16 protein-coding genes are annotated in these 21,574 nt (G+C 52.5%); 4 read left to right on the top strand and 12 right to left on the bottom strand.

The features are described from left to right. Positions 1 to 314: 314 nt before the first annotated feature. From CJD38_RS11080 to lexA, 4 genes are all read right to left on the bottom strand, one after another. The gene (locus CJD38_RS11080; RefSeq protein WP_107940425.1) at positions 315 to 3,380 is read right to left on the bottom strand and encodes an error-prone DNA polymerase; all 3,066 of its coding nucleotides are present in this window, start codon (positions 3,378 to 3,380) and stop codon (positions 315 to 317) included. Continuing rightward, positions 3,377 to 4,711, bottom strand: a complete 1,335-nt coding sequence (locus CJD38_RS11085) for a Y-family DNA polymerase (protein ID WP_107940426.1) — start codon at positions 4,709 to 4,711, stop codon at positions 3,377 to 3,379. Before CJD38_RS11085 ends, CJD38_RS11080 begins: the two co-directional genes overlap by 4 nt. A gap of 84 nt (positions 4,712 to 4,795) precedes the next feature. Next, a complete protein-coding gene (gene imuA / locus CJD38_RS11090; RefSeq protein ID WP_107940427.1) occupies positions 4,796 to 5,425 on the bottom strand; it encodes a translesion DNA synthesis-associated protein ImuA in 630 nt (209 codons plus the stop codon). After that, positions 5,422 to 6,060 (bottom strand): transcriptional repressor LexA, encoded by a 639-nt coding sequence (gene lexA, locus CJD38_RS11095; protein WP_107940428.1) that lies wholly within the window; start codon positions 6,058 to 6,060, stop codon positions 5,422 to 5,424. Before lexA ends, imuA begins: the two co-directional genes overlap by 4 nt. Positions 6,061 to 6,323: 263 nt before the next feature. On the opposite strand from lexA, the gene CJD38_RS11100 reads away from it, so the two are divergent. Continuing rightward, complete coding sequence (locus CJD38_RS11100) at positions 6,324 to 6,725, top strand: hypothetical protein (protein WP_107940429.1); 402 nt, start codon at positions 6,324 to 6,326, stop codon at positions 6,723 to 6,725. Positions 6,726 to 6,764: 39 nt separating this feature from the next. Here the strand turns inward: CJD38_RS11100 and CJD38_RS11105 are convergent, their stop codons facing one another. The 4 genes from CJD38_RS11105 to CJD38_RS11120 are packed head-to-tail and all read right to left on the bottom strand — an operon-like array spanning position 6,765 to position 13,447. Then, positions 6,765 to 8,195, bottom strand: a complete 1,431-nt coding sequence (locus tag CJD38_RS11105; protein ID WP_206362965.1) for an efflux transporter outer membrane subunit — start codon at positions 8,193 to 8,195, stop codon at positions 6,765 to 6,767. Between the two features lie 34 nt (positions 8,196 to 8,229). Continuing rightward, complete coding sequence (locus tag CJD38_RS11110; protein ID WP_107940431.1) at positions 8,230 to 8,958, bottom strand: SDR family oxidoreductase; 729 nt, start codon at positions 8,956 to 8,958, stop codon at positions 8,230 to 8,232. Between the two features lie 22 nt (positions 8,959 to 8,980). Next, the gene (locus tag CJD38_RS11115; RefSeq protein WP_107940432.1) at positions 8,981 to 12,169 is read right to left on the bottom strand and encodes an efflux RND transporter permease subunit; all 3,189 of its coding nucleotides are present in this window, start codon (positions 12,167 to 12,169) and stop codon (positions 8,981 to 8,983) included. Between the two features lie 30 nt (positions 12,170 to 12,199). After that, on the bottom strand, positions 12,200 to 13,447 hold the full coding sequence (locus CJD38_RS11120; protein ID WP_107940433.1) for an efflux RND transporter periplasmic adaptor subunit: 1,248 nt from the start codon (positions 13,445 to 13,447) through the stop codon (positions 12,200 to 12,202). 197 nt (positions 13,448 to 13,644) lie between these two features. Here CJD38_RS11120 and CJD38_RS11125 point away from each other — a divergent pair, with 197 nt between their 5' ends. Next, on the top strand, positions 13,645 to 14,268 hold the full coding sequence (locus CJD38_RS11125; RefSeq protein ID WP_107940434.1) for a TetR/AcrR family transcriptional regulator: 624 nt from the start codon (positions 13,645 to 13,647) through the stop codon (positions 14,266 to 14,268). Positions 14,269 to 14,639: 371 nt separating this feature from the next. Here the strand turns inward: CJD38_RS11125 and CJD38_RS18445 are convergent, their stop codons facing one another. Continuing rightward, complete coding sequence (locus tag CJD38_RS18445) at positions 14,640 to 14,807, bottom strand: hypothetical protein (RefSeq protein ID WP_161554215.1); 168 nt, start codon at positions 14,805 to 14,807, stop codon at positions 14,640 to 14,642. A gap of 280 nt (positions 14,808 to 15,087) precedes the next feature. Here CJD38_RS18445 and CJD38_RS11130 point away from each other — a divergent pair, with 280 nt between their 5' ends. Beyond that, entirely contained in the window at positions 15,088 to 16,137 is a 1,050-nt protein-coding gene (locus tag CJD38_RS11130; protein ID WP_107940435.1) for a Leu/Phe/Val dehydrogenase, read from the top strand. Between the two features lie 109 nt (positions 16,138 to 16,246). On the opposite strand, the gene CJD38_RS18935 is transcribed toward CJD38_RS11130, so the two are convergent. The 3 genes from CJD38_RS18935 to CJD38_RS11145 are packed head-to-tail and all read right to left on the bottom strand — an operon-like array spanning position 16,247 to position 18,932. Further along, positions 16,247 to 16,534 (bottom strand): response regulator transcription factor, encoded by a 288-nt coding sequence (locus tag CJD38_RS18935; RefSeq protein WP_107940436.1) that lies wholly within the window; start codon positions 16,532 to 16,534, stop codon positions 16,247 to 16,249. A gap of 52 nt (positions 16,535 to 16,586) precedes the next feature. Beyond that, complete coding sequence (locus CJD38_RS11140) at positions 16,587 to 18,032, bottom strand: leucyl aminopeptidase family protein (protein WP_107940437.1); 1,446 nt, start codon at positions 18,030 to 18,032, stop codon at positions 16,587 to 16,589. Between the two features lie 33 nt (positions 18,033 to 18,065). Beyond that, positions 18,066 to 18,932 (bottom strand): alpha/beta fold hydrolase, encoded by an 867-nt coding sequence (locus CJD38_RS11145; protein WP_107940438.1) that lies wholly within the window; start codon positions 18,930 to 18,932, stop codon positions 18,066 to 18,068. Between the two features lie 213 nt (positions 18,933 to 19,145). On the opposite strand from CJD38_RS11145, the gene CJD38_RS11150 reads away from it, so the two are divergent. Continuing rightward, positions 19,146 to 21,569, top strand: a complete 2,424-nt coding sequence (locus CJD38_RS11150) for a TonB-dependent receptor (protein WP_161554216.1) — start codon at positions 19,146 to 19,148, stop codon at positions 21,567 to 21,569. Positions 21,570 to 21,574: the final 5 nt, after the last annotated feature.

The following is a 21,574-nucleotide window of genomic DNA, read 5'->3' on the forward strand; positions in this document are numbered from 1 at the left end:
TATCGAGTTCTTCTTGCGCAGCCTGAAGCGGATCTATTGACTGATAGATTGGGTCCGCGACCAATCGACGATTTGGCTTGGAAAAGTAAGTGCCTCAATTTTCTTGGCCTTGCAAACAGCACTTCAGCAGACTTGGCTTCAATGCCAGAGTATTGTTGTTCATGGAGTGCCCTATCGGCCACGCCTCATATCTAGTCATGGCATGCTACCGATTGGGTACGCAAAGTACAATATAGCGAAAAAAAAGGCTGCCAATGGCAGCCTGAAAGTGATCCCATGGGGGGAAGCAGGATGCGACTACTCGCCGGTTATTTTTAACGAAAATCCCTAGAGCCGGTCGAAAGCTGTCCAAGCCAATGACTGTAGTCGCGAACTTTTTTGGCTACGACGTGAATCACTCCTTGTTCCTTCTGCAGCTCTCCGTAAACGATCATCAACTGCGCACTTAAGATGTCTTGCCGCTGGTTCTCTTGAACGCTCTTCCACAGCACAAGATTTGAAATTCCTGTTTCGTCCTCAAGGCTGACAAACATAATGCCGGCTGCGGTTTGTGGTCGTTGGCGATGAGTGACTAAGCCTGCGATACGGACATAGCGGCCACTGGGGAGTTTGGCGAGCTCTTCGGATCGTTTTACTTTCAATGCATCAAGACGTGGTCTGAGGCGTGCTAGTGGATGGCGACCGAGTGTGAGTCCAGTGCTCCGGTAATCCGCAACAATATTTTGGGCCTCGCTCGGTGCTCGTAATGTGATGGACGCTTCAGGCATTGATGTCTCAGCCAGAAAGCCGGGCAGGTGTTCTACGCCCAGTGCAGACCAGCGTGCCAAGTGTCGATGCGCCGCTAAAGATTGCAGTGCATTGGCTTCAGCCAGTGCATTGATTGCCTTCTTTGAAAGTTGGGCGCGAGCAGCAAGCTCGTCGATGGATTTGAATGGGCCTTGCGTTCGCTCTGAAACAATCCGTTCCGCTTCCTCCTTCGGCATGCCTGATGCCATTCGGAAACCAAACCGAACTGCAGGCGATTGATCAGTCTGCAATTCGATCACGCTATCCCATTGGCTATAACGAATATCAATGGGTAGAAAGACAGCGCCATTCCGTTGAGCTTCGTTGACGAGCTGTGCAGGGGCATAGAAGCCCATCGGTTGGGCGTTTAAGAGTGCGGCACAGAACGCTGCAGGCTCGTGACATTTCAGCCAAGCTGAAACATAAGCAAGTAGTGCAAAACTGGCGGCGTGTGATTCCGGAAAACCATAAGAGCCAAAACCCAAGACTTGCTGATAAATCTGTTCTGCAAATTCTGCGGTATAGCCACGTTCCAACATGCCATTCGTTAGCTTGTCGTGAAAATGATCAAGCCCACCTCGACGCTGCCACGCTGCCATAGAGCGTCTTACATGATCGGCTTCGCCCGGCGTGAAACCTGCGGCAACAACTGCGATCTCCATCACCTGTTCCTGAAATAACGGAACGCCGAAGGTGCGCCCGAGCACTTTTTCTAATTCAGGACTCGGATAACTAATCTTGTCTTTGCCCTGACGGCGACGCAGGTACGGATGCACCATGCCGCCTTGAATAGGGCCAGGTCTAACGATCGCAACTTGCACCACCAGATCGTAATAGTGTGCAGGTTTGAGTCGCGGCAACATCGACATCTGTGCGCGAGATTCCACCTGAAAAACACCGACCGATTCTCCGCGGCACAACATGGCATAGGTTGCCGGATCCTCCGCAGGGATGTCGGCCATCGTCATGGTTTGTCCTTTGTAAGCGCCAACCATGTCTAGGCAGCGTCGTATGGCAGAGAGCATGCCCAGTGCCAGACAATCAACTTTGAGGAGGCCGAGTGTTTCCAGATCTTCCTTGTCCCATTGGATGATTGTTCGATCCGGCATCGCCGCGTTCTCGACGGGAACGAGCGTGCTGAGCGGATGATGTGAAATCACAAAGCCGCCGACATGCTGTGACAAATGACGCGGGAACCCAACAAGCTGTTCAACGAGCGCGTAGAGCTGCTGACTTAAGCGTGACTCAGGATCAAAGCCCAGTTTGAGAAGGCGATCAGGCAACACGGATTTGCGATCAAACCAGTACATGGATTTCGAAAGTGCATCGACCAGATCAAGTGGCAACCCGAGCGCTTTACCAACATCGCGTACTGCCATTTTTGTTCGATAGCAGATCACGGTGGCGGCTAGCGCTGCACGTTCGCGACCGTACTTGTTATAGATGTACTGAATAACTTCTTCGCGCCGCTGATGTTCAAAGTCGACATCGATGTCCGGCGGTTCTGCGCGTTCTTTTGAAATGAAGCGTTCAAACAGCATGCTAATGCGAGCCGGATCAACCTCTGTAATCCCCAGCGCATAACAGACGGTCGAATTGGCAGCGGAGCCACGTCCCTGACAGAGAATATTTTGTGATCTGGCGAATTGAACAATGTCCGCGACTGTCAGAAAAAAGTGCTCGTATTTCAGCTCTTCAATAAGTAAGAGTTCTTTTTCAACTAGCGCGCGAACTTTGTCGGGCACTGCCTTAGGCCATCGTCTATGCAGCCCCGCTTCGGTCAATTGTCGTAAGTGCTGTGTGACTGTGCATCCTTGAGGAACGAGCTCTTCTGGATACTCGTAGTGCAGCTCGGACATTTTGAAATGGCATTGATCAGCCACCTTCAATGTGTTGCTGATGAGTTCTGGCGGATATAGTTTTTGCAGTGTTGAGATAGGGCGCAGGTGTCGCTCGCTATTGGCAAATCCGGAACGCCCAATTGCATCGACGGTAGTCTTGAGACGAATTGCGGTGAGCGTGTCATGCAAGGGGCGACGTTCGCGCTCGTGGTAATAGACTTCGCCGGTAGCGATTAGACTTATATGGTGCCGACGTCCCAATCCACTTAATTGCGTGAGCCGATTCTCACTGTCGGATGCAAGATGATGGCTAAAGGCGATGTAGCGATCTGTCAGTGGCAGCGCTGCGAATTGTTGCAGGCTCTCCTCAGCAATCTTCTGGCCCGGCACCCATAAGCCGATGCAGCGATCGGCATTCAGGAAATCGGCATAGCCGATGATGTAACTACCTTTCTTTGCTTGACGCCGTGCACGCGTGATGAGTTCACACAGTTGTGTGTAGGCGTGAGCGTCAGGCACTAGCAGAACAATGCGTTGATCATCAGGCATTCGAAACTCGCTGCCGATGATTAATTTGAAGTCGGTCTCTTTGGCGATTTCGTGCGCGCGAACAATGCCAGAGAGTGAACACTCGTCTGTAATCGCGAGTGCTGAATATCCAAGCGCTTGAGCGCGACGTACGAGTTCGTGCGCGTGCGAAGCTCCGCGCAGAAACGAAAAATTGCTCAGACAGTGCAGTTCGGCGTAGCTCATGCCCACAGGCCTTGCAGATGCCAATGTCCTGTCGTCAGGTCTTTATATAGCCACAAGCGGGAGCCATCAGGACTATCCGCAACGTAGTAGTCGCGAGACACATCGTCGCCTTGCCACCAGCCGCCTTCAATGCGCTCTGGCTTTCCGATGATTTTCGGAAGATAAGAGAGTTGACGACTTTTTAGTAACCAGAGCGGGCGCTCCACTTCAATCGGTGGAATATCTGTTGGTGCTTGATCAGAAGCAATGCACCAGGCTTGCTCTGGACGATGATCGTCGCGCAGGCCCAGATGATGAACCGCATCATTTCCCAAGCGCGCTCTGAGTTTGTCGAGTAGCCCAGCCCAGGTTTCATTGCGACGTCGCTTGGCGTCGAGCAGATCCAGTTGGGTGTCGCCCAGTGGCACGAAGCGTTCGGCAGAAACAATAATGCCTTCAGCAGCCGCACTAAAGGGCACACGCTCCAAGCGCTCGCGCAGCAATGCCAGCAGCTTGCTTGCATCGCGCAGCGGCATGGTCGTTCGAATCTGTAACGTCGTTGGTGCGTGTTGCTCGTGGGTAAACACCACTTTCAAATCTTGAATCGCGGTATCACGAGAGCGCAGATAACCTTCGAGTTCGCCCAGAATACGTTTGAGCGGAAACAGCAGGCCTTCAAAAGTTTCGATGGCGCCGAAGAATTCAAAGCGCCGCTGATAACGATCCGGCGCGCGGTAAGCGAGAAGCGGGTGAGGCACTTCACCGAGTAGACGTGCGAGGTACAACGTTGCTGCAGGTCCAAGACGGCGCGCAAGACTCGCGCGTGGCAGCGCCAGAATTTCACCAATGGTTCGCAGTCCACTCTCTTGCAGCGCTAGCAAGCTGCTATCCGATAAGGCGAGGCGATGAAGTGAAAGCGGTGAGAGTCGCAAGCGCAGAGAATCGTTCTCTTCAATGCAATGTGATGCGCCTGCATATGCGATCAGTGCCGCAGCTTCTGGTGTCCGCGCAATACCCGGATGACCGGTGTATCCCAGTGCATCGAGACTCGTCAGGATGTTTTTCTCAAGTGTGGCGAGGCCGCCGAAATAACGCAGGCTGCTGCCAATCTCTAGCCACAGCAGCAAGCGCTCTGCATCAAAAGAAATAAAACCGCTGAACTGTCCGGCCCAGATCGCCAGCGCTTTTAATGCCTCGCGCTCGGCTCGACGTGAACGAGGAATGAGTTGCAGATCTGGATGAAGTCCCAACGCAGCAGCGGCATCAAGACCCGCATGAATGCCGTTTGCGGTGCAGGCCTGATTACATGCGATCAACCAGCGGCGAGCACCTTTGCGATCTGTAATCGCCACGCAGCCTTCATTCCGCGGTGCGCATGCCTCCAGAGGCAATTGGGGTAGGGAAAGGCAGAGCCAGAGCATGATCGCTTGCCCGCTTCACGCGGCTTCCCGCAGAGGACAGAGCAAACTCGCTTCTCGCGTGCCGCCACGCGCTTTGATCACAGTGATGCGAATCGCGCCCGGTGCCGGATTGAGTGTTAATCGAACCGCCGCCGGTGAAGCGTTTTGGAGACAACGTGGATGACGATACAAAAAGGCCAGTGCCTGTCCTTCTTGTGCCGCTAGTTGTAAGCGTCGTAGTGGAAGATCAGCGTCTGCTCTGCTCCACAAGAGCACTGCACCGGCTACGCCTTCACGAAGTGTTTGTTCCGCAGCCCAGCGCGCATCTTCATCATCACGCGTTTCAATGCGAATAATCGATGTGAGCGATAAGCCAGCTCGCGCTAGTGCGGGCGCATACGGCACGTGCGGCGGACGAATAAAAACGATGGGACGTCCCTGATCACGACTTAAAGCGCGCAGGGCAGGGAGTAGCAATCGCAACTCTCCAATGCCTTCAACCGTCGGAATCAATTCCGTCAATGCGCCAATCGGCCAGCCGCGACCCGGTAAGACATTGTCGAGCGCCGCAAAGCCCGTACTTTGTGCCGGAGATACAGCGAGCTGTCGTCCCAGCCAGAGATGCGAGGAGCCGATCTCTTGGGCGATGGCTTGCGCCCGACTCATCGACGGCTTTTGTTGAGATGAATATGTCCGCAATACAAGCCTTCGATCTCGAAGGATTCTTCGCGCAGATCAATGACGATTGTTTCCATTTCGCTGTTGCGTGGAATCAATTCAACCTTGTTGCCGCGCTGACGATATTTCTTCACGGTGATTTCAGGCTCGACTCCGCGAAAGAGTTTGGCCACGACAACCTGACCATTATCAGCAGTGGGCTGACTGCGAATGGCAACGAGATCGCCATTCTGAATGCCCATATCAATCATGCTGGTGCCGCTGACCTTTCGCAGGTAATCAGGTTTTGGATGAAACAAACTCGGATCGACGCGTATCCAGTCATCGACTTCGTCAGTGGCTAGAACAGGTGGGCCCGCAGCGACGTGGCCAATCAAAGGTAGCGAGTGCGGAGGCGGTGCAACATGTTCCTCATCAGTGATGAGCCGAATGCCGCGTGAAGAGCCCGCAATAATTTCGAGATGGCCTTTTTTGGCCAAGGTGTGAATCAGCACGTGCGCCGCCTTGCGGGTGATCCCCAATTCAATGGCGAGATCCGTCCGCGTAGGTGGAATGCCTTGTTCGCCCATGAACTCAGTAATGAACCGAAGTGCTTGGGTTTGGCGTTGGGTGAGTGGCTTCATACGCGGATTTATACTCTCGGCTAGAATGGTAATCAAATGATTACATCATCAATTCAGCCCAACTCACTGACCGCTGTCGAAAAATGTTTTCGGCGGAGCAGGGTTGTTGGGGTTTATAAAACAAGCTTATGCGTATGAAAGCTCATGTGGTGAGCCCGGAGCGCGGTAAAAGTTAAGTCATGTATCCAAATAGAAAATTCAGATTGCAGCCGCCTTGGCCTCCAGGCCTTGGGACCTTAAAGAAGGCCCTGCTGGGTCCAGAGATGTATCGCGCCAATTCTGTGTCAGGGCCGTTGCTGCGCGCTTACGACGACACGGTGTTGATCGCTTTGGCGTTAAGTGCCTTCTTAAAGCCCGGGTCTGGCAGTTTCAATATCTCAGCCCCAGGCTTTGCGCTCGGCTGCGCGGTTCATACGGCATTAGATCCAGACAATCTACGTGCTTTATTGCGTCGTGTAGCAGTGAGCACGGTCGCTGCTGAAGAGGACCTCGTTTCCGGTTGCATGGAAACCGATATCGAAATTACTGCACGAGTCGATGGAATCGACGTGGTCTATCGCGCCTGGCTAGTGGAGCGTTCACGCCAAAAAAGCATGCGCTGGAATCCTTCAGTTGTTAAAGCATTGGCGCTCTTGAAAGAGCACTCAGCGCTTTACGAAGAGTGATTTCGAAGTAGCTTGTTCGACTGCGTTTAAAAAAATTCCCTACTCATTTCGTGAAAGTTCTGTTGCGGGACTATCAACTTGTCCCACGCCGCCCAAAGCCTTATAGATCGCCACGACATCGACATTCACGGCTGTTTGTACTTCTGCCACTGCGTCTTCAGCCGATAGCTGTGTTCTTTGCGTGTCTAGCAAGGTCAAGAAATCTGCGACGCCTTCGCGGTATTGAATCTGTGCAATATCAGCGGCACGACGCGATGCATCAGCCTGTTCGTTCAAACTTTTAAGTTGTGCCTGTCGTTTGCTGTAGGCCACAAAACTGTTCTCGGTATCTTCTAACGCTGTCAGTACAACCTTTTCATAATTGACTGCAGCGGCATCAGATCTAGCTTTGCTTGCACGTAAGCGTGCTTTAACCGATCCAAAATCCAACGCGGCCCAGCTCACTGATGGCGTTACAGACCATGCTCGCGAATCACTACCGGCGCCGGAATTAAACAAGCGCCCAAAGTCGCCCGAAAGAAATCCAACGAAGCCTGTGACATTCACACGTGGGAACAAATCTGCTGTCGCCACGCCAACGCGTGCGGTAGCGGCTGCAAACTCTCTTTCAGCAATGCGAACATCCGGACGGCGACGGAGCAGGGTGGTGACGTCTCCAATCGGAAGCGCCTTGGCATAAGGACGCAGTTCTGCCGGTTTCAACTCTTCATCAAGCGCTCCGGGACGTTGTCCCAACAACACGGCGAGACGATATCCATACTGTTTCTCGGCAGCTTCAAGCGGTGGGATGCTTGCTTCCGTCGCCTTAAGGCGTGCACGACTTTGCTGCACATTCAGTTCAGTGATGCGGCCAGCGTCGTAGCGCAGCTGAGTGAGATGCTGTGTCTGATCCTGACTCGTCAGATTTCGACGAGCGACATCAAGACGCTTTTGCGTGCCGCGTAATTCAAAGTAATTACGTGCCACTTCCGCAGCGATAGTGACTTGCGCATCACGCAGATTGGCTTGCTGCGCACCCAAATCAGCTTTCGCCGCTTCAACAGAGCGACGAACACGGCCAAACAGATCAATCTCCCAAGTCGCATCAAAGCCCAAGCTATAGCTCTCAGCATTGACTCGCGTAGAGCCTAAGCCTGGTTGCTGTTGATCTGCATGCGAGTAATTAGCCCGCATTGGAGCATGCGGCGCAAAGTCGTATTTATTCTGAACAAATACGGCGCGTGCTTCACGTACACGATCTATCGCAATGCGAAGATCCAGATTGGCTTCCAATGCGCGGCTAATCAAGCTATCCAGCTCTTCATCTTCGAACTGATTCCACCACACAGCTTCTGGACTCTTCGCCACGAATAACGGCGAAGACGCATTGAGCAATGCGGTAGGAGGCGTTTCTGGCGCACGATAATCTGGGCCAACGGCGCAAGCCGTTAACGCCAAAGCTGATAGAACGATACTGATTAAAGTGCGCATAAGAAATTCCTTTTCACTACCACTTTGCATCCCATTACCAAGGTAAAGCTTCACCCAAGTGGACAAAGGCTCCATTAGGGCCGTCATCCGCAAGCAGTGCGAGTTGCACGCTGGTTTTGGCGCCATCAACAATTTCCATAGATGCTCCTGCGCCGCCCATCTCGGTTTTTACGTGGCCGGGGTGGGCTGCATTGACTTTGATCTTGCTGTCTTTCAGTTCATGCGCGAGGTGTACTGTCCATGCATTAACGGCTGATTTTGAAACGTTGTATGCCGGAATTTTGAATTCATAAATCGGCGATGCTGGATCCTGATGTAAGGTGTTTGATCCAAGGATGCTCGATAGATTGACGATGCGACCTGCCTTCGATTTATGCAGCAGCGGCAGGAACGCCAGTGTCGTCTCGACCAAACCAAAGACATTAGAATCAAAAGTTTTGCGCCAGGTCTCAAGCTTCTGTTGTGAAGGCTTGATCGTTGGATCGTCAAGCAAGACGCCAGCGTTGTTAATCAGAATATCCAGGCGACCATGCTTCTTTTCTACTTCGCGTGCCGCGTCTGCAATGCTGGAGGAACTGGTGACGTCGAGTGGCAATACCTCAGCGCTCAGTCCTTCGGCTTGAATCTTTAATGCTGCCGAAATTCCTTTGTTACGGTCGCGGCTGCCGATAATGACGTGCACGCCAGTCTTGGCCAGCTGATGAGCCGCTTCAAAGCCGAGGCCTTTATTGGCGCCAGTGATCAATGCAATTTTTTCGCTCATAAAATTCTCCGATTCAATAAAGTTAGTGAGATACCACAGGCTCAATCTGAGCCTGCGTTTTTTCTTGATCACGCTTGATGCGCTTCTTGTGCGACAGCTTGCGTATCAGCAGGTAAAACAAAGGCGTCAATAACAATCCAAAGAACGTTACGCCCAACATTCCTGAGAACACGGCTACACCCATTGCATGGCGCATCTCAGCACCTGCTCCGCTAGAAAGAACCAATGGCACTACACCCATGATGAATGCCAGTGACGTCATCAGAATGGGGCGCAAGCGCATCTTGGCGGCATCCAATACAGCGCGCAGAGGCTTTTCACCTTGGGCTTCTCGATCTCGCGCAAACTCGACAATTAGAATCGCGTTCTTACTGGCGAGGCCGACCAGAACGATTAAGCCAATCTGCGTGAAGATGTTGTTGTCACCACCTGCAAGTTGAACGCCAGTGATCGCAGAGAAAAGCACCATCGGCATAATCAGAATCACGGCTAGTGGTAAGCCAAGGCTTTCGTACTGCGCAGCCAGAACTAGGAAGACCAACAACAGGACCAGTGGGAAAATCAGTAGTGAAGTATTGCCTGCTACGTCCTGCTGAAAGGTTAGTTCAGTCCACTCAAACGTCATTCCATTTGGCAGTTCCTGCTTCGCAAGCTTCTCAATCGCGGCTTGTGCCTGACCGCTACTGAAGCCGGTTGCTGGCCCACCGTTGATCTCCGCAGTTGGATAGCTGTTGTAGTGCATCACGCGATCGGGTCCCGATGACTGCTTCACCGTGACAAAGCTTCCCAAAGGAATCATGTCGCCAGCTGCGTTGCGTGTTTTCAAACGAGCAACGTCTTCAGCTTGCAGACGGAAACGAGGCTCTGCCTGAGCGTTCACCTCATAGGTTCTGCCAAAAAGATTGAAGTCATTGACGTACAGCGAGCCGAGATAAATTTGCATGGTGTCGAACAAATCCTGCAAGGAAACACCTTGTGACTTCGCTTTCTCGCGATCAACGTTGGCATCGACCTGCGGCACGTTGACCTGATAGCTGGAGAACAAGCCATGCAGTGCAGGATCAGCATTGCCCTTGGCGATTAGGTTTTGCGTTTGCTTATACAACTCTTCAAACCCAAGACCGCCGCGATCTTCAACCTGCATACGGAAGCCGCCGATGGTTCCCAAGCCCATGACAGGTGGCGGCGGAAACACTGCGACGAAGGCATCCTGAATCTTGCCGTATTGCTTACCCAACGCGTCGGCGATGGCCACTGCGGACATGTCTTTGCCTTTACGCTCTTCAAATGGCTTGAGCGTGACAAACACGATTCCTGAGCTTGGACTATTCGTGAATCCGTTGATGTTCAGGCCAGGGAAAGCGACTGCACTTTCAATGCCCGGTTGCTTCAAAGCCAGATCACTCATGCGACGAATCACGGAATCAGTACGATCCAAGGTCGCTGCATCCGGAAGCTGTGCAAATGCTACGAGGTACTGCTTATCCTGCGGCGGCACAAAGCCAGTCGGCGTTCGAGCGAATCCCCACCAAGTTAGCGCAATCAATACTCCGTAGACCAAGAGTGCAATGCTGCCTGCACGGAATATGCGGCCGACACCGCGCACGTAACCCTTAGAAGATTTCACGAAGAAGCGATTGAAAGGGCGGAAGAACCATCCGAAGGAAGCGTTAATCAGCTTGGTCAATCGATCTGGTTCGGCGCTGTGCTCTTTCAACAGAAGTGCTGAGAGTGCTGGCGATAATGTGAGCGAGTTGAATGCCGAAATAACCGCACTAATCGCAATCGTCAACGCGAACTGCTTGTAGAACTCGCCCGTGAGTCCACTGATAAAGGCGGTTGGAATAAATACGGCGCACAGCACCAGCGCAGTCGCCACGATCGGGCCAGTCACTTCACGCATTGCTTGGCGCGTTGCCTCAACCGGCTTCAGGCCTTTTTCGATATTGCGCTCAACGTTCTCGACGACAACGATGGCATCGTCAACCACGATGCCGATTGCGAGAACTAGACCGAATAGCGACAAGGCATTAATTGAGAATCCAAACATCTTCATCACTGCAAAGGTTCCGACCAGCGATACCGGAACGGCAATGAGTGGAATGATGGATGCGCGCCAGGTTTGCAAGAACACAATCACCACCAGCACAACCAGCAGGATCGCTTCTATCAAGGTGTGTATGACCGCATTGATCGAGCCGCGCACGAAGATCGTCGGGTCATAAACGATCTGATAGTCCACGCCCTGTGGAAAATCTTTCTTCAGCGTTTCCATCTTTGCGCGAACGCGCTCTGAAATATCAATCGCGTTACTGCCGGGGCGCTGGAAAATTGGGATCGCAGCTGCAGACTTGTTATCAAGCAGCGCACGCAGCGCATAAGAGTCCGAACCCAGTTCAACTCTTGCGACATCTTTCAGACGCGTAACCTGACCGTAATCACCGGTCTTGATGATGATGTTGCGGAAATCGTCCTCATTACTGAGTCGACCTTTGGTGTTGATTGATACTTGAAAGTCAGTCGCATTCTTGGAGGGCGGGGCGCCCAACTGGCCTGAAGCCACTTGAACGTTCTGCTCACGAATTGCTTTGACGACGTCAGCCGCCGTCATATTACGACTCGCCACTTTCTCTGGATCGAGCCAGACTCGCATCGAGTAATTGCCAGCGCCAAAGACTTGCACATCACCAACGCCATCCAGTCGCGCGATCTCGTCCTTAACTTTCAAAAGCGCATAGTTGGAGAGATAAAGCGTGTCGTAACGATTATCGGGCGACAGCAAATGCACGACGAGTGTTAAGTCTGACGATGCCTTGTTGGTGACAACACCGAGACGCTGCACAACCTCAGGCAACTTCGGCAAAGCCTGCGCCACGCGGTTTTGCACTTGAACCTGTGCTTTATCGACATCCGTGCCCAATGCAAATGTCACCGTCAGCGTCATCACGCCATCCGTTGTCGCCTGCGAAAACTGATAGAGCATGCCTTCAACGCCGTTGATGGATTGCTCGAGCGGACTGGCCACAGTTTCTGCAATGACTTTTGGATTGGCGCCAGGATATTTGGCCTTAACGACGACTGTAGGCGGAACGACTTCCGGGTACTCACTGATCGGCAATGTCGGTAGCGCCAAAAGGCCTGCGAGAAAGATCAACGCAGAAAGCACGCCGGCAAAGATTGGCCGACTGATAAAGAACTGTGAGAGTTTCATGGTGAGTCCTTATTTCGTTCGCAATAAAACTTAAGGACGCGCACGAACGGTGGGCAGAGTTCCTTCTTGAGCGACCAAACTGGGCGCTGCCGATGAACCTAAAACCTGACGCAGTCCGTCGTTGTCGGTATTCATTGCAATGCGGGTAGGGGCTACAACCTCACCCGACTTCACATGCTGCAATCCATTGACGACGATGACGTCACCAGCGACGAGGCCTTGTTTCACAACGCGCAAGCCGTCAATCACAGGGCCCAACTCAACGAATCGAGCCTCGATGCTCTTGTCAGGCTTGAGTGCGAAAACAAATTTCTTGCCGAGGTCAGTGCCAACCGCGCGGTCTTCAATCAATACCGTTTCAGCGTCAGCACCACCGACTAAGCGGATGCGTGCAAACAGACCAGGCGTGTAGCGACCTTCGGGATTTGCGAACACAGCGCGAGCGCGGATCGTGCCTGTCGTTGGATCAACTTGGTTGTCGACAAAGTTCAGCTCGCCCTGATGTGGGTAGCCTTCTTCGTCAACCAAGCCCATGAAGACCCCAGTCGCATCTTTATTGGCGGGATCGCGTTTTGCTTTTGCGTAGCGGAGGAACGTTTGCTCGTCAGCATCGAAGTAAGCGTAGACCGGGTTGTCAGAAACCACCGTCGTTAGCAGGCTACTGCTGGTGACGAGGTTGCCAGCGGTGATGATGGCGCGCGAAACGTGTCCTTCAATTGGCGCGCGAACTTGTGTGAACTCTAAGTTCAAACGTGCCGCGGCAAGTGAACCACTGACGGAACCCACTTCACCCTGTGCCGAATTTTCTGCCGCAACTAAACGCTCATATTCCTCACGCGAAATCGCGTTCTCTGCAATTAGACGCTCTGCACGCGCATGATTGGCGCGGGCAAGATCCAGATCAGAGAGTGCGCGCGCGCGTTCGGAGGTGAGGCGATCCACTTCTGCTTGAAAGGGGCGTGGGTCGATCTGAAACAACAACTGTCCTTTAGTGACACGAGCACCGTCTGGAAAGGCGACGCGATCGATATAGCCATTTACGCGTGGGCGAACTTCGACGGTATCCACAGCCTGCAAGCGACCGCTGAATTCCTGCCATTCATGTAAAGGCTTATGAATCACTTCAGCGACCGTCACTTCTGTTGCAACGGGGGCGGCTGGTTGAGCCTTTGCTTCCGTGCGGCCCAAGCCGATGGCAAGAACGAGTGCAGTGAACGCCGGCACGCCAATCAGCGCTGGCACATAAAATTTCTTGAAACCTGGTTTACGTAACGGCATTTGAGACTCCTGTCAGCCCTTAAATCGGCACCACCGGACTTGCCGTGCTTTGCATCAAACCCGCTATCCAGAAGCTGGATTGGCTAGACTTGACATATCGCCTTAACACTCCGATGCTACGCGTCGTGTGTTACCGGTAAGTCACATTGAAGCGGTAAGTTAGTGACCGGTAAGTAACATGTCAAGCGGAGATCGCCATGAGTGTGTCGAAAACGATTCAAGCCACTGTTGAAAAAGAAGTTATTTCTGAGAGCCCGAAGCCGCGTGTACGCGATCGGATCTTCGAAACTGCCTGCGATTTGTTTTATCGCCACGGCATCCGCGCTGTGGGCGTCGATACGATTGCCTCGGAAGCGGGCACCAACAAGATGAGTTTCTATCGCAGCTGGGCGTCAAAAGACGAACTCGTTGCCGAATATTTACGCAGCCAGGAAAGCGATGGCTGGGCATGGTGGGACGACATCATGGAAGCGCATGCGGGCGATCCACGTAAACAAGTCGAAGTGCTATTCGATGGCCACGTAAAAGACACCTGCCGACAAGAATCGCGCGGCTGTGCGCTGGCGAATGCCGCAGTAGAAATTACTGAGCCCGATCATCCTGCGCGCGTTGTTGTTGAAAAATACAAAGCTGAAATGCGTCGTCGTTTCAGAAAACTGGCGCAAGACATGGGCGCACGCGAATACGAAATCTTAGGTGACTCGCTGATGCTGTTGTGGGAAGGCAGTTACCTGAGTCGTCTCACGTTCCAGTGCCAAAATGGTCCAGCACGCAATGCTGCCAAGGCAGCGCGTGGTCTTATCGAGATTTATACAAACTGATCTCACCACTAATTTGTAAAAGGGCCGCAAGGCCCTTTTTTATTGGCTGAAGCCAGAGCGGGATTTGAACTCTCGATGGGTTGGTCTTGGAATCAAAAAAATTTGGCCCGCCGCTAGGAGTGGAGCGGCGGACCAAAGTGCGTTGGATCGAGGGGGGAGAGCGATCAGAACGCACAATCATCGTAGGCCTGATGGGCGCTTCCGCGTGCTCCGTTTATCGGTCGTGAAAGCCCTGTGATCCTTTGGTCAAAAAAAAGGCTACCAAAAGGTAGCCTGAATAAGATCCCGTGGAGGATCGGAGGAGATCATTAAGCGACTGCAATCAGCGCTATACCGTCGTGCTCAGTTTTGATGAGTACGATTGAGTGAATTTAACGAACGACGACTTTCGAAACTTGCTTGGTCGCTGCACGAAAGCGAGCGACAAGCACCTTCTGGTCAGCAATAGAGTCGAGAACGGAAGTGCCAATCATTGCAGCGAACGTGCTGCCGATGAGCGAAAGAACAAAGATCTGTGTGGTTGTCGTGAATAAGTCCATTGCCGTGCTCCTTTTTCGTTTGCGTTTTGTATGACGCTATTGGACTGCTTTTAGAGCAGGGCAACAATTGATTTTAATTGGGCCTATCACTTAGAAAATTTAATGTGCTGCTTGTTGAGTCGCTCCAGAGTCTCGCTTAGAAACAAAATCCCTATAAATTTAAAAATTAGGGAATTAACGATCAATCGCTATCCGTTAAAGCTCGAATTAAGAATTATTTTGCATTACTACGTCGATAAAATATTCCGATGCCATTCCACAATAGGCATTGGAGAAGAGAATGTTTGACAGCCGTAGCTTTGACGCTCATGAAAGCGTGACTTATTTCTCTGACGCGGCCAGTGGCTTGCGCGGAATCGTTGCCATTCACTCCACGCGACTCGGACCTGCAATCGGCGGCTGTCGTGCATGGTTCTACGACAATGACGAAGCAGCTTTGCAAGATGCGCTCCGCTTATCGCGCGGTATGAGCTACAAGAACGCTGTTGCTGGCCTGCCTATGGGCGGCGGCAAAGCGGTGATCATTCGCGAACCTGGCAAGGCTGTTACCGAAGCACAGTTTGAAGCTTTCGGACGTATCGTTCAGCAGCTCAATGGTCGTTACATCACTGCAGAAGATGTCGGCGTATCTGTCACCGATATGGGCTACGTCGCTCGCAACACCTCCTTTGTCAGCGGATTGCATCACGAAGGCGCGGCCGTTGGCGGCGATCCTTCTCCCAAAACTGCCTACGGCGTTTACTGCGGCATCCTCGCAGCCGTGCAGGCGCGTCTGTCGACGCGCAATCTGAAGGGCCTCAGCGTCGCTGTACAAGGCTTGGGCAGTGTTGGCCGCCACTTGTGCGGATACCTGCATGAAGCTGGAGTGAAGTTGGTTGTTGCCGACATTAATGCTGCTGCCTGCGAAGCAGCCAAGCAGAAGTTCGGCGCTACGGTTGTGTCAGTTGACGAAATTCTGTTTCAGGATGTCGACGTCGTTGCGCCTTGCGCACTCGGTGCCATTCTCAACGAGCAGAGCATTCCAAAGATTCTTGCGCCGATCATTGCTGGTGGCGCTAACAATCAGCTTGCGACGTTGGAAGATGGCCAACGCCTGCACGATCGCCACGTTCTCTACGCTCCGGATTACGTCATCAATGCTGGCGGCATCATCTGCGCGACAGCTGAGTATTTGCACACTGGCAACGAGAAAGAAGTCTGGGATCGTGTTGCTGGCATTGGAAAAACACTCGCAGAAATCTTTTCAGAGTCCACCGCAAAAGATACGCCGACCAATGTCGTCGCTGATGCGCTGGCTCTGCGCCTTATCGAGAAATCAAATATTCAATAGTTATTGACCAAGCACTTTGACTCCGGGGTCTCCTCCCTCGGAATTTATTATCGGCGGTGTGAATAACACCGCCGTTTTTTTTGGCCTTTTTAAAGCTTGTAGGCGTTTATCAGATTATTCCTCGTAGCCGTCCTTTCGATAGGGCATCTTCGCGGGAACTGGCGCCAAGCTTGTAGTAGAGATTTTTAACATGCCATTTCACTGTGCCTGGAGAAATGATCAGTTCTCGCGCAACGCCCTTAACCGATAGGCCCGTTCCCAGTAGCACTAGAACTTCTATCTCGCGAGGTGTCAGTAATCTAGTATCGGTGGCATCGACTGCGGGAATTTTGTAACCATCTCCCATCGAACGTTGCACCGACTCGAAAGCAACGAAAGAACCTAGGCTAATTTCCATTTTTCTGTCTCGATCTTGAAGTATGCGACCGCACTCAATTCCGTAGTTCGATTTACTGCTTGGAGATCAGGCTCGCCAAGCGATCCAAAATCTTTACGCCCCAGGCAGATGGCCCTGGTTTTAGACCTGAATTACTGCGAGTGGTCAGTACTGTGCTCGCCATGTCCAAATGAGCCCATTTCGATCCAACCGTAAATTTCTCAAGAAATTTAGCGCCAGCGATTGAGGAGCCGTAGGCCGGAATACCGATACTGGTCATTGCGCCAACGTTTTTTACATCCGCTATTTCGGACTCAACAACATAATCCTGAAGCGGTGAAAGCGGCATGCGCCAGAGTAGATCGCCGGTTTCGCTGGAAGCCTGCTGCAGCAATTGTGCGAGTGGTTCGTCGTTGGCGAAAAGACCAGCGAATTCCTGATGGAAGGTTGCTGCAATAGCACCGGTCAGGGTCGCGATATCGACGAGATACTTTGGTTTGAACTTGGTTTGTGCGTAGGTCAGACCGTCTGCCAGCACGATGCGTCCTTCTGCATCGGTGTTAGCAACTTCGATGGTGATGCCTGCGAGTGAGGAGATCACGTCGCCAGGGCGATAGGCATCGGGGCCGATCACATTTTCAGCCAGTGTTAATACGACGGCGACATTAATCTTCGCTTTGCGCAACGCCAGAACGCGTAACGCGGCAATGGCTGCTGCAGCGCCACCCTTGTCGAGTTTCATCTTTTCGATGATCACAGTTTTTAAGTTCAGGCCGCCGCCATCAAAAGTCAGGCCTTTGCCTACGATAGCGAGATCCGTGCCTTTTCCAGCGCGCCCATTCCACTGCGCGACAACCATGCAGGGTTTCTCAACACTGGATCGACCAACACTAAGCAGGCCATGTGCGCCCATCTTTTCCAGCGCAGTCATGTTGAGCACTTTTACATCAACGCCTATTGAAGAGAGGGACTGTGACTCTTTTGCAAATTGCAAAGGGGTCAAGTGATTCGGTGGCGCGTCGACTAGCGCACGCGCCCAGTTCATTGAAGTGGCGAGATCCTCTGCACGTTTCAGTGTGTCCTTGCTGACGCCAACGACGCGCAGTTGTGGCACGACAGTCACCGCAGTTTTGCGATAAATCTTATTACTGTAGCTGGCGAGCAAAGCGCCGACGCAAAACGATTGCGATGCCTCTGCACTGGCGAATGCACCTGCAATCTGTGCTTGTTCAAGTCCGGTCGCCTGTAGCGCAGCAACAGCTTGGGCGCCTACTGATTCCCAGTAAACAGCTGAGCCCGCAGCGGTGGCGTTGCCGCATCCAACTAAGAGCGCGCGACGCTGTCCGTCAACGTGATCAAATCGCTCGCCAGCGCGTCCCTTGAAAGTATCTGGGAGCTTGGGCGCTACGCCAGCGCACAAAGGCTGGCGCTTGCCATCGACAAGATGAATGAGAACAGGCAGCGCAGTCTTTCCAGCCGCTACAAGCTTGAGTTTCTGAATTGAGTCAATCGAAATCATGGTGTCACCTATGCGCCAAGGCGGCGTTGGAATTTAGAGAAGAACGTCTGTGTGACTAGCCAGATCACGCCATGCATCGCCCGTAACTACTGGGGCGTGCGTGCCTGGAATTTCTTGTGTAGAAATATTCGCGTACCGCTTTGCGAGTGCGATGTAGAACGGCAGCGATGGATCTTTTGTGGCGGAGTAAGCAAATACCTTTGCTTTGAGCGTGCTCCAATTGATTGGCCAGTTACGCGTTAGCACCAAATCGATGTCGCCCATCAGCGTGTCGAATCCGTGAGGGTTAGCTAGCCCTTCTTGGATTGCCGCAATGATGTGGAGTTGATCTTGCTGCGTAAGTACGCCTTTCTTGGCGGCTTTGGAAACTCTTTTCTCAGTGCCTGTCGCAATATTCGCGAACGCGAGTTTGCGTAGTGGACGGCTCAGCATGAGGGCGAGCATCAAACGCATTGGCAGAGATACCGCCTTCCATTCTGGCAACGTGCGTTCAGGCGAAGCATTGATCAGGCCAACAAGCGGTACGCGATCCGGCGCAAGTTCTGCGAGCTTGAGTGCAAACGGTCCGCCGGCAGACATGCCGATGGAGCCGAAACGCTTGAGCTGCAAATGATTGGCTAGTGCCAGCGCGTCGTTCGCAACGCCTTCAATGGTGTAGTTGGAGCGTTGATCTGAGCCGCCCATTCCAGGGCGATCAATGCCGATCACGCGCAAGCCTAGTTGAGTGCAATAACTGCGAGCGTATGCGGGTTCGATAGCGGATGAACCGCCACCGTGGAAATACAAAAACGGCTTCCCATCTACAGCGCCAAAGTCGCGATAGCTCAGCTTTCTTCCGTCTGCGAGCAACAGGAACTGCGGCGCTGTATCGCCAAGAAAAGGGGAGATGATCTTTGTCATAGGTCTACCTGGCCGAAAGGTCTATTAGTCGTATAGCTAAAGATATTTAGTTACTTGACTAAACTTGTGCAGCATCATAGATTGATATGGCCATGCAGTAAAGAGCCATACGAAATGGATCGCATTTCAAGTGCAGCGGGTAGATTGGGAGCGAAGAAGATGAGCCGGATTACAAGGAAAATTGCTGCGACGATTGTGGTCTGTGGCGTATGCATGACTGGAAACATTGCGCGCGCTCAGGACGCAGAAGCTCCGCCCAATGCGCCTGCAGCCAGCACGGATAGCAATTCCAATGAAATCGATACGCTACTGAGTGACATTGCAGAGCCTCAAGCGACAAAGGCGGCAACGCCTGTTGCTCCTGCACAAGAATTGCCGGTGCAAGCGTCTTCGGACGCTGCTTCTGCGCCGCAAGCATCCGAGACTCCAGCACCAACAACCGAAGCCGACAAGTTATTGCCTGTGGCAGCACCTTCCAACGGCGTACGCCTAGAAGAAATTGTCGTCACCGCGAATAAGCGATCAGAGAACGCTTCGCAGTTGGCGGGCTCCGTGAGTGCGGTGAGTCGCGAACAACTTGATAGAACGGGTTCGAGCAATTTCGCTGATTACCTTTCAACTACGCCCGGCGTGAATTTTAGTCAGGCCAACGCTGGCTATTCAGTCATCACCATCCGTGGTGTTTCATCCGATACCTATCCGGGTCTGACGCAGCCTGCTGTTGGTGTTTATTACGATGACATCCCGCTGACTGATCCAGCAGCGCCGATGGTGATTCCTGACGTCGACGCATTTGATGCAGAGCGCGTAGAAATTTTGCGCGGGCCTCAAGGCGCTTTGTACGGTTCGTCTTCTCTGGGTGGTGCGATCAACTACATTCCCACGCAGCCCAATCTGACGCAGACACAGTTCCGCTTTAACGGATCAGGCAGTAAAACGACCAATAGCAGCATTGGTGGCTCGGCAAAGATGATGTTCAACACGCCGATTCTGTCCGATACATTGAGAGATTCACTCGCATTACGTTTGGTCGGCTATTACACAAAAACGCCGGGTTACATCGACAACGTAGGAACCGGCATTAAAGGCGCCAATAATTCGCGGACGACAGGCGGCCGCGCGATTCTCGGTTGGGCGATTTCCGACGGCACGAGAGTGTCGCTCTCCGGGCTCTATCAGGGCACTCGCTTGGATGACGCAGGTTATGTCGTCCCAAGTTTGGGCGATCTCAAAAAGACTTCCTTGGATCCCGAACCTTTTAGAAACGATCTACGTTTGGCGGATTTGCATATTGAGACAGAAACGGATTTCGGCACCTTTGTCGCAATTGGCGGCTATCAGGACAAGGGCAGCGAACAGCATTTAGACGGTGCTACTGCGCTCGGTATTCAGGCACTTCAATTACGTTTGCCGCTTTCGCAGATCGGTCGCGTGAAAGGCTATACCGGCGAAATTCGTTTTATCTCTCCACAGAATGAAACATTCGAATGGTTGGCGGGCGCCTCATATGCCAATCGCAATGAAAAATTCTTGGTCTCGCTGAATGCTGATCTTCTCGCGAATACGGCCTCACTACTCAGCACAGTTTTTAGTAGCTTGAGTATTACGCAGCTGAATGAGTTGCTTGCAGCAGGCACTTTATTCGACGAAACCGCCGACATTACCGCGCCTGAAAAGGCGCTGTTCGCCGAAGCAACATACAAGCCGTCTGAGCAGTGGAAGATTACGTTCGGTGGTCGCTACTACATGAACGAAGTCGCAACGAAAACGCGGTCAACTGGCGTACTCGTGCTTCCGGCAGGCGGCATCGACATCAGAAGCGATCGCACCGAGAGTGCAAAAGGATTTAATCCGAAGGTGTCCGTGACTTGGCTGCCGACAGATCTGATGACGTTCTATGCGTTGATGTCGAAGGGATATCGCCTCGGTGGTCCTAACATCGTGCCAACAAATAGCACCAACGGAATCCCTCCGTTCTACAAGCCGGATCAGGTCTTCAACTATGAGTTGGGCACCAAGACCAAGTGGTTTGATGAGCAATTGGGTGTCGACATCACTGCATTCATGATCGACTGGAAGAACTTTCCACTTCAGCTGCAGAGCAGCGATGGCCTGTTCAAGTATCAGAAGAATGCTGGCAACGCTCGCATCACGGGTATCGAAACTTCGGTCACCGCGCGTCCGGTTGAAGCGATCACTTATCAAGGCTCGCTCACTTACCTGCATCCGGTGCTGACGCAGGACTTCGATCCCAACAATGGACGTCCTGCAGCGCCAAAGGGAACTCAGTTGCCTGGTTCGCCTACATGGACATTCTCCAACACGATTCTCGGTACGTGGTCTTGGGGTGACATCACGCCTGTGCTGGCTTTCATCCATCGCTTCGAAGGCGCTTCCGCTACTTCTTTGCAGTTTCCCGACGTGAAGAAGGGCAACTACAACTTGTTTGATGTGCGTCTGGGAACGAAATTCTCGGAATCGATATCGATCAATCTTTACGGCAAAAATCTTACTGATGAACGTGGCGTCACCGCCGCCAACAACGTTACCACCGCAACCGGTTCCAACATTTCTGAGCAGTACCTTGTTATGCCCAGAACGTTCGGACTCGATTTAACCTACGACTTCGGAAATTAAAACTC

This window comes from Stenotrophobium rhamnosiphilum (assembly GCF_003052265.1).
In the GTDB taxonomy this organism is placed as follows: Bacteria; Pseudomonadota; Gammaproteobacteria; order Nevskiales; family Nevskiaceae; genus Stenotrophobium; species Stenotrophobium rhamnosiphilum.

What these genes read in the sequence shown, in the direction of transcription:
- CJD38_RS11110 (WP_107940431.1), bottom strand. Translation starts at nt 8,958, where the DNA reads ATGAGCGAAAAAATTGCATTGATCACTGGCGCCAATAAAGGCCTCGGC.
- CJD38_RS11120 (WP_107940433.1), bottom strand. Translation starts at nt 13,447, where the DNA reads ATGCCGTTACGTAAACCAGGTTTCAAGAAATTTTATGTGCCAGCGCTG.
- CJD38_RS11115 (WP_107940432.1), bottom strand. Translation starts at nt 12,169, where the DNA reads ATGAAACTCTCACAGTTCTTTATCAGTCGGCCAATCTTTGCCGGCGTG.
- imuA (WP_107940427.1), bottom strand. Translation starts at nt 5,425, where the DNA reads ATGAGTCGGGCGCAAGCCATCGCCCAAGAGATCGGCTCCTCGCATCTC.
- CJD38_RS18445 (WP_161554215.1), bottom strand. Translation starts at nt 14,807, where the DNA reads ATGGACTTATTCACGACAACCACACAGATCTTTGTTCTTTCGCTCATC.
- CJD38_RS11125 (WP_107940434.1), top strand. Translation starts at nt 13,645, where the DNA reads ATGAGTGTGTCGAAAACGATTCAAGCCACTGTTGAAAAAGAAGTTATT.
- CJD38_RS18935 (WP_107940436.1), bottom strand. Translation starts at nt 16,534, where the DNA reads ATGGAAATTAGCCTAGGTTCTTTCGTTGCTTTCGAGTCGGTGCAACGT.
- lexA (WP_107940428.1), bottom strand. Translation starts at nt 6,060, where the DNA reads ATGAAGCCACTCACCCAACGCCAAACCCAAGCACTTCGGTTCATTACT.
- CJD38_RS11100 (WP_107940429.1), top strand. Translation starts at nt 6,324, where the DNA reads ATGTATCGCGCCAATTCTGTGTCAGGGCCGTTGCTGCGCGCTTACGAC.
- CJD38_RS11105 (WP_206362965.1), bottom strand. Translation starts at nt 8,195, where the DNA reads ATGCGCACTTTAATCAGTATCGTTCTATCAGCTTTGGCGTTAACGGCT.
- CJD38_RS11130 (WP_107940435.1), top strand. Translation starts at nt 15,088, where the DNA reads ATGTTTGACAGCCGTAGCTTTGACGCTCATGAAAGCGTGACTTATTTC.
- CJD38_RS11145 (WP_107940438.1), bottom strand. Translation starts at nt 18,932, where the DNA reads ATGACAAAGATCATCTCCCCTTTTCTTGGCGATACAGCGCCGCAGTTC.
- CJD38_RS11080 (WP_107940425.1), bottom strand. Translation starts at nt 3,380, where the DNA reads ATGAGCTACGCCGAACTGCACTGTCTGAGCAATTTTTCGTTTCTGCGC.
- CJD38_RS11140 (WP_107940437.1), bottom strand. Translation starts at nt 18,032, where the DNA reads ATGATTTCGATTGACTCAATTCAGAAACTCAAGCTTGTAGCGGCTGGA.
- CJD38_RS11150 (WP_161554216.1), top strand. Translation starts at nt 19,146, where the DNA reads ATGACTGGAAACATTGCGCGCGCTCAGGACGCAGAAGCTCCGCCCAAT.